We start from the raw sequence: 12,410 nt of genomic DNA on the forward strand, positions 1-12,410 counted from the left end.
GTGCGCGTGTCAGCATGGTCGCCATCGCGACGCTGCTTTGCTGACACGAACCGTCAGGAGGGATGGTTGACTTTCGCGCCTGCGTCCACACTTTCTGGATCTGCCGCAGAGAGGATCCCCGATGGGTCACAACAACACCAACGCCCCGGTTGCCCGTTTTCCCGAAGTGACCCGCCCCAAGCTTGAGGGCGGGCGGCGTTTTGTCATGCACAGCGGATTCCGCCCGGCTGGCGATCAGCCCGGCGCCATTGCCGAACTGTCGCAAGGGGTGCGCGAGGGCGAACGGGATCAGGTGCTGCTGGGTGCGACCGGCACCGGCAAGACCTATACCATGGCCAAGGTGATCGAGGAGACGCAGCGTCCCGCCATCATCCTGGCCCCGAACAAGACCCTGGCCGCGCAGCTTTACGGGGAATTCAAGGGGTTTTTCCCCGAGAACGCCGTCGAATATTTCGTCAGCTATTACGATTACTATCAGCCCGAGGCCTATGTCCCGCGCAGCGATACCTATATCGAGAAGGAATCGCAGATCAACGAGGCCATAGACCGGATGCGACATTCGGCCACGCGTGCGCTGCTGGAACGCGATGACGTGATCATCGTTGCCTCGGTCAGTTGCATCTATGGCATCGGCTCGGTCGAAACTTATTCGGCGATGACGCAGGACATGGTTGTGGGCGACAGCTATGACCAGCGCGAATTTCTGGGCCAGTTGGTCGCGCAGCAATACCGGCGGCTGGATGCCGCCTTTCAGCGCGGCGGTTTCCGGGTGCGCGGAGATGTGGTTGAGGTCTGGCCTGCCCACCTTGAGGACCGGGCCTGGCGGTTAGATTTCTTTGGCAACGAGCTTGAGGCGATCATCGAGTTCGACCCGCTGACCGGCCAGAAAACCGATAATTTCCGCCAGATCCGCATCTATGCCAACAGCCACTACGTCACTCCGCGCCCGACCATGCAGCAGGCGATCAAGGGCATCCGCAAGGAATTGCATGACCGGCTGAAGCAGTTGCAGGACGAGGGCAAGTTGCTGGAGGCGCAGCGGCTGGAGCAGCGGACGAATTTCGACCTGGAAATGCTGGAAGCCACTGGCGTCTGCAACGGGATCGAGAATTATTCCCGCTATCTGACCGGACGTGCGCCGGGTGAGCCTCCTCCGACCCTGTTCGAGTTCATCCCCGACAACGCCATTGTTTTCGCCGACGAATCCCATGTCAGCGTGCCGCAGATCGGGGGCATGTATCGCGGCGACTTCCGGCGCAAGTTCACCCTGGCCGAGCATGGTTTCCGGCTGCCAAGCTGCATGGATAACCGGCCACTGAAATTCGAGGAATGGGACGCGATGCGCCCGCAATCCGTCTTTGTCAGCGCCACGCCCGCCCGATGGGAAATGGACCAGACCGGGGGCGTCTTTACCGAACAGATCATCCGCCCGACCGGGTTGCTGGACCCGCAGATCGAGATTCGCCCGGTCGAGATGCAGGTGGATGACCTGCTGGACGAGGTGCGCCGCGTCGCCGCCGCCGGAATGCGGACGCTGGTGACGACCCTGACCAAGCGTATGGCCGAGGATCTGACCGAATATCTGCACGAGCAGGGGATCCGCGTACGCTATATGCACAGCGACATCGACACGATCGAGCGGATCGAGATCCTGCGTGACCTGCGGCTGGGGGCCTTTGACGTGCTGGTCGGCATCAACCTGCTGCGCGAGGGGCTGGATATTCCCGAATGCGGGTTGGTGGCGATTCTGGATGCCGACAAAGAGGGGTTCCTGCGGTCGGAAACCAGCCTGATCCAGACCATCGGGCGCGCGGCGCGCAATGTCGATGGCCGCGTGATCATGTATGCCGACAATATCACCGGCAGCATGGAACGCGCCATGGCCGAAACCGAACGCCGACGGCAAAAGCAGACGGCCTATAATCAGGAACACGGCATTACCCCGCAGACCGTGCGCAAGAATGTCGAGGATGTACTGGCAGGGCTGTGGAAGGGCGATACCGACGAATCGCGGATCACAGCCAGGGTGGACAAGCCGCTGGTCGGGTCCAATCTGGCGGCGCATCTTGATGCGCTGCGTACGCAGATGCGCAAGGCCGCCGAGAATCTGGAATTCGAAGAGGCCGCGCGCCTGCGCGACGAGGTCAGGCGGCTTGAGGCGGTGGATCTGGCGGTGGCCGATGACCCTCTGGCGCGTCAGTCGGTCATCGACGAAGCGGCTCAGGCGGCGGTGAGCGCATCGGGCCGGTCCACGGCTGGCAGGGCGGGGCAGCGTGGCGGGAACAAGCGCTCGCGGCGGCGGAGTTGACCCCTTGTAACGGACTCTGACCCGTCATTCTGCGTTGCCGGTTCCGGAAAAACGCGTTAGGATCACGCATAATGCAACTTGGTTCGACATTGATGCAGCTTGATTTCGGCGGCACATGATGCAGAGGCAACCGCGAGACGAGTTTCTCGACAGTCGCGCCTTCGCGTCGGCTGTTCTGCTGGAAAAAATCGTTCGCGATGCCTATGAGAAACGGCAATCATCCGAGGTGCAGCCGCTTCAGTGGTCGATCCTGCGTTATCTTGGCGCAGAAGGGGCGGAACGTTGCACGATTGTCTGGATTTCCAGCTTTCTGGGCATTACCCATGCGCCGGTGGTACGCGCGGTGCAGACCCTGCAAAAACGCGGCTATGTCAGTCAGGAAGTGAATCCCGACGATGCCCGCAGCAAGATCGTCAGGCTGACCGAAAAGGGCTGGCTGCAACTGAACTCGGATCCTCTGCGGGTGATCGCGCAACGGATTGACACATTTGACGACGATGACAAGATTGCGCTGATGACAGCAATCAAACAGCTTATTACGCGCGGCGACGAAGTGAAGGACGGTCAGGATGTCTCGTATCCTTCTGGTTGAAGATGACCTGAGCGCCAGCGAGGTCTTTCGTTTATGTCTTGAAGAGCTGGGGCATGAGGTCGCGGTGTGCCACGATGTGCCCTCGGCCGTGGCCTTCATCGAGGGGGGTGAGCCGGTGGACATCGCTTTCGTCGATTACTGGCTTGTTACGGAAACCGCTGAAAAGGTTCTGAAATCCTTGCGCGAAAAGCGCGCGGGGGTGCCGGTGGTGCTGATCTCGGGTGGCAGCAAGACGGTCAGTGTCGAAACGACGAAATGGCTGGGTGCCATCGACGGCGCACAGGGGTTCTTGCAAAAACCATTCTCGGTCCGGGAAATTCAGGCGCTGATCCGGCGGTTCGAATAGGCATTGTTTTACCGTTGGATCGGGGCGAATCACTCGCGCGCAGATAGAGTGTACAAATACCGGTAAGTTCCCATACGGATTTTTTTTGCGCATTCGGATTAAGAAATATTAGTCCTTTGGCTTGTTTCGTGCTATTAGCACATAAAGTCCTTAACAACATTCGATTCGGGAGGGGCGAAGATGTGCTCTGCAAATCTATCGACCTTTGACAGGCTATGAACGCGCTCGTGCATAAACATCTGTGGGATCTGCTGAACCGTGACGTTCAGGTAAAATGTGGTACGCCATCCTCGGTCTTGCCGGTTTTTGGCGAGAACCTCAGGTTTCTGACATCGCTGCGTGGAACCCAGGCCCGTGTGGCCGAGGATCTTGGCATCGGGCGGGTGCAGTTCCAGCGGTATCTTCGCGGCGAAAGCTTTCCCAAGCCGAACCTGCTGAAAAAGGTTTGCGACTATTTCGGCGTTGATGCCCGCATCCTGACCGAGCCGCTGACCGAGGGCCTGTTGCGGGAAATGCTGCAGGCGCATCGGCACGGCACCCAGTTCGCGCATCGCCGCGAATGGATGGCTGCGCTTGGGTTTGCCGCGCCGGATCAGGATTACTTCAATGATTTCGATGCGCTGGACGACGGACTCTATGCGACATGGCAATGGTCGAACACCCATCAGAACCGGATCACCCGGTCGCTGATCCGGGTCTTTGAACAGGACGGGGCCAAGGTGGTGCGCGGTTATGTTCCGCGTCAGTATTCAGCCGATGGCGCCTGCGCGAAAGAGCGGGAATTTCGGGGTCTGTGCCTCAGCCTTCGGAAAGGCTATGTTTTCCTGATGTTCCACGCCAAACCGTCCGAGATGCTGTCAACTTCTTTCGTGTCGCCAATGTATCTTTCCGACCGTTATCCGGACGTTCTGGTCGGCTTTAACGCACTCAGCCGGGACGAGCTTCCAAGTGCGCCACGTCTGTCCAGGGTCGTGTTCGAACGAATCAGGTCGGATTCCACGACGCTGGTGCGGCAGGCGCATATGCGCCCCTGCTACGAACCGGAAGACGTCCCCGAGGCGATTTCTCATCTGCTGACCACTCCGGTCCGCTGAACCGCTGAAAAAATGCGTCGAGGGCATTTTCGCCCCGATCAGGTTCCTTGCACCAGAAAGATGACCACGACAAACATCGTTCCCGCGTCTTCGGTTTTCACGGATTTCGTCCGCGCCACGACACCGAACACGGCCCTGCTGCCGGACGGCCTGTCCCATTCCCTTGCAAAGGGGTAGCTTTGATGAATGATGCAGATTTCAATACCATGGATTCCGCCGGTGCCGCGCCTCGGTCCGCCGCAGCCATGAACAATCGGCGCAAGGATTTGCGGTTGCAGTTGCGGGTTGCGCTGGCCAGCGCGGGCGTCATCGCCGCCTTTTTCCACGCCTCTGCCCTGACCCTGCGGCCAGAGATGGCTGACCCCGGACAGTCGCGCCTGTTCGCCACCTCATTGTCAGTGATGTTTCTCGCCTTTCTCGGCGTGCTGTTTTTGGGCGTGATTTCAGCAAGATGGAACGGCTTTCGGCCCCATGCGCTGCCTGTGGCCAAGGTCGATGACGGGCCGCTTCGGGCGGTGATCTGGTCGCGCGAATATTTCAGCCGGTTGACGGGCAATGCGGGCCCCAAGGGCGTGGCACCGGCCCGCGATCCCGAACCCGGTGGCGCGGCCGACATGCAGGTGCTGATCCTGAAACGGGTGCTGGCAGCGACCGGGCAGTCGCTGCGTCATTTCGACATGGCGGGTAACTTTACCGATTACGGCGCGAATGCGGTCGGCAGCATGTTTCTGGCCCGTCTGCCCGCGCAGCCTGTGGCAAGCGCGGCCGAACTGTGGGCGGTGTTGCAGGCGCATGACGATCTGGAACGCGGATCGGATGCCGGGGATGCGGCGCGCGCCGGGTCGGTTCTCTATCGTCTGGAGATCCTTGTCGAGGAAGGGCAGGTATTCGATATCTGCCTGCTGGATCTCGGGCCTGCGGGTCGCGCCTACCTGGTCAGCGATGTGACGGTCGCCCGCTTCGAAGAGGAACAGCGCCAGAATGCGCATACGCTGGAGGTTCTGGGCAGTCTGGCGGGCGGGGTCGCCCATGATTTCAACAATGTACTGGCGGCCATCGGTGGCAATCTGGAACTGATGGAGGACCGGGTCGAGGATGATCCCTTCATGCGTCAGAGGATCGACAGCGCGATGCGCGCGGCCCGGCGGGCCAGGGCGCAGACGACATCTCTGGCGGCTTTTTCACAGCGGCAGGCCGATTTCCGCGAACGGGTTTTCGCCGGGGATCTGGTCCGCGAGACTCTGGAGATCGCGCAAGAAATGGTGGTCCATTCCTGCAAGGTAATCACCGATCCGGTACCAGACGTTCAGCTTAAGGTCGCGTCGGCGAATGTGGTCTCGGCGCTGATACATCTGGTTGTCAACGCACGCAATGCCATGGTGAATGGCGGCGAAATCCGGATTGGCGGGCGCGAACTGCCGGGGGGTGAAGCGGTCGGGCTGGGGCTGGATTCCGCGCGGCGTTATGTGGAAATCCATGTTGTGGATCAGGGCACAGGTGTGGCCGACGAGATCATGGACGACATCATGAAGGAATTTTTCACCACCAAGGCCCCCGGTTGCGCGGCGGGGCTGGGTCTGCCGATGGCTCGGCGCACAGCCGAGCGCGAGGGCGGCAAGTTGCGGTTCTGGAACAACCCGGAAGGTGGTGCGACCTTCGCGATGATTCTGCCCTGCGTGTCATGATCTGCCGAGGGCGGCGCGCCCTGACGGCGCGCGGCCCTCAGATCGTGATCGGGTCCGATTTCGCAAGCGCGTCGAACCGCATCAGCGAAGCGACAAGCGCCGGCATCTGCTGCAAAGGGATCATGTTGGGGCCGTCCGAGGGGGCGTTGTCGGGTTCCTGATGTGTCTCGATAAAGACGCCCGCGACGCCAAGGGCGGTGGCAGCGCGGGCCATGACGGGCGCGAATTCGCGTTGCCCGCCCGAGGATCCGCCCTGACCGCCCGGCTGCTGCACCGAATGCGTGGCATCCATGATCACCGGATAACCGGTTTTCGCCATGATCGGCAGGGCGCGCATGTCGGCGACCAGCGTGTTATAGCCGAAACTGGCGCCCCGCTCGGTCAGCAGAATGTTCGGGTTCCCGGTCGAGGCGACCTTGTCCGCGACATTCGGCATGTCCCAGGGTGCCAGGAACTGCCCCTTCTTGATGTTGACGACCGCGCCCGTGCGCCCGGCGGCCAACAGCAGGTCGGTCTGGCGCGACAGGAAGGCCGGGATCTGGATGACATCCACCGCTTCGGCTGCCATCGCGGCCTGCGCGGCGTCATGCACATCGGTCAGCACCGGACAACCCAGCCTGTCGCGGACAGTAGCCAGAATCTGCAGGCCATCCTCGATCCCGACGCCGCGCCGCCCCGTCAGCGAGGTACGGTTCGCCTTGTCATAGCTGGCCTTGAACACGAACCCCGCGCCCGCATCGGCACAGGCGCGCCGCATGGTTTCGCCAATCATCAGCGCGTGGTCCAGCGTCTCAAGCTGGCAGGGACCAGCGATCACGACCAGAGGCAGGTCGTTGCCGCAAGTCAGATCGCCGATGCGGATGTGGCGGTGGGGGGTCATGAGGATACCTGTTCACGCAAGATCGAGGCTGTCAGCGACAGCATGAGATAAATGCCCGAGAAAATCAGGAACGCGACAAGCGTGTTCTGGAAAGCCTTGGGATAGGTCGGTTCGTCGGGCGGCACCGGGGCCACCGACAGCGACAGGTAACGCACCTGCTTGCCGGCTTCAATGCGGGCGGCCTCCATCTGCGCGGCGGCGGCGGCCAGCAATTGCTGGCGCGTCTGCAAATCGCCCTCGGCCACGCGCAACTCGCCCGAGATCGCGGCCAGCGAAGTGCGCGCGTCGTCCCCTTGGGTCAGTTGCTTGCGCGTATCCTCGATCATCTGCTTCAGGCGCGCGATGTCACCCTGCAGTGTCGTGACACGGCTTTGCTGCGGGCGCGGGTTGGTCTGGATCTGGCCCAGTTCCAGCTCCTTTGTGGTCAGGTGGGTCTGCAACGTCGCGATCTGGTTCATGATCACCGTGCCTTCGGCCACAGGGTCCAGAACCCCCAGTTTCTGCTGCAAATCCTGCACACGGCGCTGCGCCTCGATTACCTTGGCCTCGGCTTCGTTATAGCTTTCGGTCGAGCCTTTCATCTGGTCGTCACGCAGCCGCGCCGACATCTGATCGACCTTTTCCTCGGCATAGTTGAACAGCGCATCCGAGAACATGGCGCTGAGTTCGGATGTCGGCGCAATCACCTCCATGTCGATCATGCCCTCGGTCGGATCATAGCCAATCTTTACCGAATCTTCGTACAGCCTATAGGTTTCCTCGTTGCTTGCGTTCTCGGGCAGCCGCTTGATCGGGTCGATAGCGGGCTGCTGGAACGCCTGCCGAAAGCCGTGATCGGCATCCAGCCGCAACATCGCATCGCGCGAGGTCAGATAGCTTTGCACGGCGACCGCATCGGGGTTGGTCGCCAGTTGCGACCCGGCCAGCAGGCTGCCGGTTGCGGCAGGGTTCGCGGGTTCCGCGATCTGGATGCGGAATTGCGATATTGTCGCATAAAGTGGCGTCGCGACGCGGAAATAATACCAGCCGGCAATCGCGGTCGGCAGCGCCACCAGCAACAGCAGCCGGGTGGCCAGCATGAACATGCGGCGGCGGCGGCGGCGGGCAAGGTCGCGCTGGATGCGGAAAATCTCGGCCGCGCGCGCGCCCTCGTCCAGCGGCTCTCGGGATGGCATGCCGGGAAGCTGCTGGCCACCGGGCGGCGCTGCGGGAAGGCCGGTCGTTTTGGGAACCACCGCCGGGGCATTGCGGGCGGGTTCGGACTGGGCGCGGTTGCCTTCGTCGGACAGAACCTGGCTCAGCGCGGCGCGATGCGACGGATCAATGCCGCGTTCGCGCAGCCTCAGCACCGCCTCTTCGTCCGAATCGACCCGGATCTTGTGCAGCGTCGCGATCCGGCGGGCGATGCGCAACTGCCGCTCGCTCATCTTTTCGGCACGGATTTCGGCCAGCTTCCGCTCAAGCTCGGTCGGGGATTCGGCCTTGGCTTCGGGTGCGGCGTTGTCTTGCGCGGGGGCGTCGGTCAGCCGCAGATCGCCGAAACCGTCATCGGTCGGATCGGTCCGCATAAAGCGTTCGCGTTCATCTGCCGGCGCGGGTGGCGCGTCGGTCTTTTTGCGCAGGTTCACCCTGACATCCTCTGAGCCGGGGGCAGCCGGAGTGACGGGGCGGGCCGATTCTTGGGCCGAGGCGTGAAAACGCCGCGCCTTAGGCAGATTGGTCATAATAGTGTTTTGCCTCGTCAAGTGTCTCGAATGAATACAGGCGTCCGTGGCGCAAAATCGCGGCTGAACGGCAGAATTTCTCGATCGTAGAGGCCTGATGCGACACGATGATCACGGTTGCGCTGCGTAGCCGGTCGAACAGGACCGACCCGGCCTTGCGATTGAATTCGACATCGGTGCTTTGCGGCATGCCTTCGTCGATCAGATAAATGTCGAAATCCAGCGCCAGCAGCAGCGCCAGCGACAGGCGGGCGCGCATACCTGCCGAATAGGTGCCCACCGGCATTTCGAAATATTCGCCGATATCGGTCAGCCAGCGGGTGAACGCCTCGACATAATCTGGGTCCAGCCCGTAAATGCGGGAAATATAGCGCACATTTTCGGCTGCGCTGTGGCGTGCGACCAGCCCGCCCATGAAACCCAACGGAAATGACACCCGGCACGACCGCGTGATCCGGCCTTCGTCGGGCTTTTCCATCCCGCACATCATGTTGATCAGAGTCGTCTTGCCAGTACCGTTCGGCGCAAGAATCCCCAAGGAATTGCCCAGTTCAACCCGGAACGAAGCGCGGTCAAGGATGACCTTGCGCTGTTGTCCTGTCCAGAAGGATTTCGAGACGTTGTCGAATTCCAGCATGCTGCCCGCTTCTGCCCTTTGCGTCTCGCGCATGTTAACCATGTCTGGCGCGCCGCCAGACTAGGCCGTACACCGCATCCTGTCCAGTTCCCATCAGGATAGAGGAAAACCGTTAATTCAGATCCTACATTCCGGTCGTTTTTCGCTAAAGTTGTATCATGACCGATCTTGCCCGGCAAATCCGCGACTGCCGCCTGTGCGCCGACCGCTTTGCGGCGACCGCGACGGCGCATGTGCCGCGCCCGGTGGTGTGGTTCCGGCCCGATGCGCGGCTGCTGATCGTCGGACAGGCGCCGGGAATGCGGGTGCATGAAAGCGGGCGGCCTTTTACCGACCGCTCGGGTGATCGCCTGCGGGAATGGATGGGCGTCGACGAGGCCACATTCTATGACCGCGCGCGCATTGCCATTGTGCCGATGGCCTTTTGCTTTCCGGGCTACGATGCAAAGGGTGCGGATCTGCCGCCGCCACCGCTCTGCGCGCAGACCTGGCGCGCGCGGGTCATGGCGCAGTTGCGACCGCGCCTGACCCTGCTGGTCGGAGGGCACGCGCTGCGCTGGCATCTGGGCGCGCGGAACGTGACCGCGACCGTGCGGGCGTGGCGCGACCATGCGCCGCAGGCCTTTCCGCTGCCGCATCCCTCGTGGCGCAATACCGGCTGGCTGAAAAAGAACCCGTGGTTCGAAGCCGGGCTTTTGCCCGCCCTTCGGATTGCCGTGGCCCGCGAACTGGCCGCCTGAGGGCGGTTGCCATCGCCAAGGGGCGCGGGCAATCATGGTGGCATGAGCTCTGACATCCAGATCGCCCGCGCCGCGCGGAAACTGCCGATTGCCGATATTGCGGCCCGGATGGGTCTGCGTTTCGACCAGATTTTGCCCTATGGCCATGACAAGGCCAAGATCACCCATGACGCCATTGCCGGCCTGTCCGGCCGACCCGAGGGGCGGCTGATCCTTGTCACCGCGATCAGCCCGACGCCTGCGGGCGAGGGCAAGACCACGACCACCGTGGGCCTTGGCGATGCGCTGAACCGGATCGGCAAGCGCGCGACTATCTGCCTCCGAGAGGCCAGTCTTGGCCCCAATTTCGGCATGAAGGGCGGCGCGGCGGGCGGCGGTCATGCGCAGGTTGTTCCCATGGACGATATGAACCTGCATTTCACCGGCGATTTTCACGCGGTGACTTCGGCGCATAACCTGCTGGCCGCGATGATCGACAACCATGTCTATTGGGGCAATGCCCTGGATATCGACACGCGCCGGATCGCGTGGCGGCGGGTGATGGACATGAATGACCGGGCGCTGCGCGACATGGCCCTTGGTCTGGGCGGGGTGGCGAACGGATTTCCGCGCCAGACCGGGTTCGACATCACCGTTGCCTCGGAAGTGATGGCGGTCCTGTGCCTGGCCAGCGATCTGGCCGATCTTCAGGACCGGCTTGGCCGGATCGTGATCGGCTATACACGCGACCGGCACCCGGTGACGGCGCGCGACCTGAAAGCCGATGGCGCGATGACTGTGCTGCTGCGCGATGCGCTGCAACCCAATCTGGTACAGACGCTGGAAAACAACCCCGCACTGGTCCATGGTGGACCCTTCGCCAACATTGCCCATGGCTGCAACAGCGTCATCGCCACCCGCGCGGCGTTGCGCCTGTCGGAATATGTCGTCACCGAGGCCGGTTTCGGGGCCGATCTGGGGGCCGAGAAATTCCTGGACATCAAATGCCGCCTGGCCGGGCTTGCACCTTCGGTCGCGGTGCTGGTTGCCTCGATCCGGGCGCTGAAGATGAATGGCGGGGTGGCAAAGGCCGATCTGGGGGCCGCGGATGCCGGGGCGGTAACGCGCGGCTGCGCCAATCTGGGCCGCCATATCCGCAACCTGCGCGAATTTGGCCTGCCTGTCGTGGTGGCTCTGAACCATTTCGACGCCGATACCGGGACCGAGATCGACGCCCTGCGGCGGTTCTGCGACGGGCAGGGCGTGCCGATGGCGATTGCGCGGCACTGGGCCGAAGGCGGGGCAGGGGCCGAGGATCTGGCCCGGCAGGTCGCGACCCTGGCCGAGGGCGCAGCGCCGGATTTTCGCCTGCTTTACGATGATGACCTGCCGTTGTGGGACAAGATCCAGACGATCTGCACCCGCATCTATGGCGCGGGTCGGGTCGAGGCGGCGGCGGGTGTCCTTGACCAGCTTGAGGCCTGGCAGCAGGCGGGCCATGGAGGTTTGCCGGTCTGCATTGCCAAGACGCAATATTCCTTTTCGACCGACCCCGCCCTGCGCGGTGCCCCCGAGGGCCATACTGTTCCGGTCCGAGAGGTACGGTTGAACGCTGGTGCGGGTTTCGTCGTCGCGATCTGCGGCAACATCATGACCATGCCCGGCCTTCCGCGTCACCCCGCAGCCGAGTTGATCCGTCTGGACCGCGCAGGCCGGATCGAGGGGCTGTTCTGATCGCAGCCGCTTGTTGCCCCTGACCACGACTGCGGACGCGGCCTCATGTGCAAGCGAGGCGAGGGTTGATCGGGGGCTTGCTCGGCCTTGGAACATCAGGGGCAGATGCTGCGCCTCTGAAGGGCGGCGGGGGGGCGCTGCGCCCCCGGCCATCGCGGGACGCAGCTCCTCCGTCCGATCCGACGTGCTTGCACTTGCCCTCTGTCTGCTCAGGTGCCAGCCAGCCCGCAGGAAGATCGAACCCATCCCGCGAGATGCCGATGGCTCGGGGTCGCCGCAGCGATATGGGCGCAAATGGCCGGGGCGGTCCTCACGGGTGCAGCCGGGCTCGGAAACACTGGCGCGGCGGCAAGTCAGGCGGTTTCGGCCAGCCAGATGCCGGGTTCGAATATCTGCGCCAGCAATGAAAGCCTGTCCAGCCGCAACAGGCGCAGCGGGACGGGTTCATTTTGCCGGTGTTCCAGCACGCGCAAATCGGCCTGCGCGATCAGGCGCGCGGCCTTTCGGATTGTGGGGCTTCCGGTTCCGGGGCGGCACGAGGCGGCAATCCGGCAGTAATGGTGAAAGCCCTCGACATCCCCGTCCAGCGCGGTGCGGTCCCATGCTTGCGCCACCTCGGGCGGCATGGCGCGGTCGATGCTGACCGCAGCGCCGCGCAGCCATTTCAAGGCCGGGGCCAGATGTGGCCCGG

The 12,410-nt window shown here is 62.8% G+C and carries 11 protein-coding genes; 7 read left to right on the forward strand and 4 right to left on the reverse strand.

Annotated features, from left to right (window positions below):
• The first annotated feature begins 121 nt into the window (after nucleotides 1-121).
• The 5 genes from uvrB (at nucleotide 122) to ACK5L9_RS18395 (ending at nucleotide 6,025) form a co-directional block, all read left to right on the forward strand.
• The gene (gene uvrB, locus ACK5L9_RS18375) at nucleotides 122-2,308 is read left to right on the forward strand and encodes an excinuclease ABC subunit UvrB (protein WP_416912903.1); all 2,187 of its coding nucleotides are present in this window, start codon (nucleotides 122-124) and stop codon (nucleotides 2,306-2,308) included.
• A gap of 115 nt (nucleotides 2,309-2,423) precedes the next feature.
• Nucleotides 2,424-2,900: a MarR family winged helix-turn-helix transcriptional regulator gene (locus tag ACK5L9_RS18380; protein ID WP_416912904.1), complete on the forward strand. Its 477-nt coding sequence runs from the start codon at nucleotides 2,424-2,426 to the stop codon at nucleotides 2,898-2,900.
• The gene (locus ACK5L9_RS18385; RefSeq protein ID WP_416912905.1) at nucleotides 2,878-3,246 is read left to right on the forward strand and encodes a response regulator; all 369 of its coding nucleotides are present in this window, start codon (nucleotides 2,878-2,880) and stop codon (nucleotides 3,244-3,246) included. The genes ACK5L9_RS18380 and ACK5L9_RS18385 overlap by 23 nt, the downstream gene beginning before the upstream one ends.
• A gap of 227 nt (nucleotides 3,247-3,473) precedes the next feature.
• Nucleotides 3,474-4,340, forward strand: coding sequence for a helix-turn-helix domain-containing protein (locus ACK5L9_RS18390; protein ID WP_416912906.1), 867 nt, complete (start codon nucleotides 3,474-3,476; stop codon nucleotides 4,338-4,340).
• Nucleotides 4,341-4,522: 182 nt separating this feature from the next.
• Nucleotides 4,523-6,025: a sensor histidine kinase gene (locus ACK5L9_RS18395; RefSeq protein WP_416912907.1), complete on the forward strand. Its 1,503-nt coding sequence runs from the start codon at nucleotides 4,523-4,525 to the stop codon at nucleotides 6,023-6,025.
• 37 nt (nucleotides 6,026-6,062) lie between these two features.
• On the opposite strand, the gene kdsA is transcribed toward ACK5L9_RS18395, so the two are convergent.
• The 3 genes from kdsA to ACK5L9_RS18410 are packed head-to-tail and all read right to left on the reverse strand — an operon-like array spanning nucleotide 6,063 to nucleotide 9,266.
• Nucleotides 6,063-6,905, reverse strand: a complete 843-nt coding sequence (kdsA, locus tag ACK5L9_RS18400) for a 3-deoxy-8-phosphooctulonate synthase (RefSeq protein ID WP_416912908.1) — start codon at nucleotides 6,903-6,905, stop codon at nucleotides 6,063-6,065.
• A complete protein-coding gene (locus ACK5L9_RS18405) occupies nucleotides 6,902-8,629 on the reverse strand; it encodes a capsule biosynthesis protein (protein WP_416912909.1) in 1,728 nt (575 codons plus the stop codon). The genes kdsA and ACK5L9_RS18405 overlap by 4 nt, the downstream gene beginning before the upstream one ends.
• Nucleotides 8,613-9,266, reverse strand: a complete 654-nt coding sequence (locus tag ACK5L9_RS18410; RefSeq protein ID WP_416912910.1) for an ABC transporter ATP-binding protein — start codon at nucleotides 9,264-9,266, stop codon at nucleotides 8,613-8,615. The genes ACK5L9_RS18405 and ACK5L9_RS18410 overlap by 17 nt, the downstream gene beginning before the upstream one ends.
• A 158-nt stretch (nucleotides 9,267-9,424) precedes the next feature.
• Between ACK5L9_RS18410 and ACK5L9_RS18415 the strand changes: the two genes are divergently transcribed.
• Together ACK5L9_RS18415 and ACK5L9_RS18420 are read left to right on the forward strand one after the other, a co-directional pair.
• On the forward strand, nucleotides 9,425-10,006 hold the full coding sequence (locus ACK5L9_RS18415) for a uracil-DNA glycosylase family protein (protein ID WP_416912911.1): 582 nt from the start codon (nucleotides 9,425-9,427) through the stop codon (nucleotides 10,004-10,006).
• A gap of 42 nt (nucleotides 10,007-10,048) precedes the next feature.
• Nucleotides 10,049-11,719 (forward strand): formate--tetrahydrofolate ligase, encoded by a 1,671-nt coding sequence (locus ACK5L9_RS18420; RefSeq protein WP_416912912.1) that lies wholly within the window; start codon nucleotides 10,049-10,051, stop codon nucleotides 11,717-11,719.
• A 353-nt stretch (nucleotides 11,720-12,072) separates the two neighbouring features.
• Here the strand turns inward: ACK5L9_RS18420 and ACK5L9_RS18425 are convergent.
• The coding region (locus tag ACK5L9_RS18425) for a hypothetical protein (RefSeq protein WP_416912913.1) at nucleotides 12,073-12,410 on the reverse strand (338 nt) is incomplete at its 5' end.

Source organism: Paracoccus sp. (in: a-proteobacteria), from assembly GCF_047973135.1.
Classification (GTDB): domain Bacteria; phylum Pseudomonadota; class Alphaproteobacteria; order Rhodobacterales; family Rhodobacteraceae; genus Paracoccus.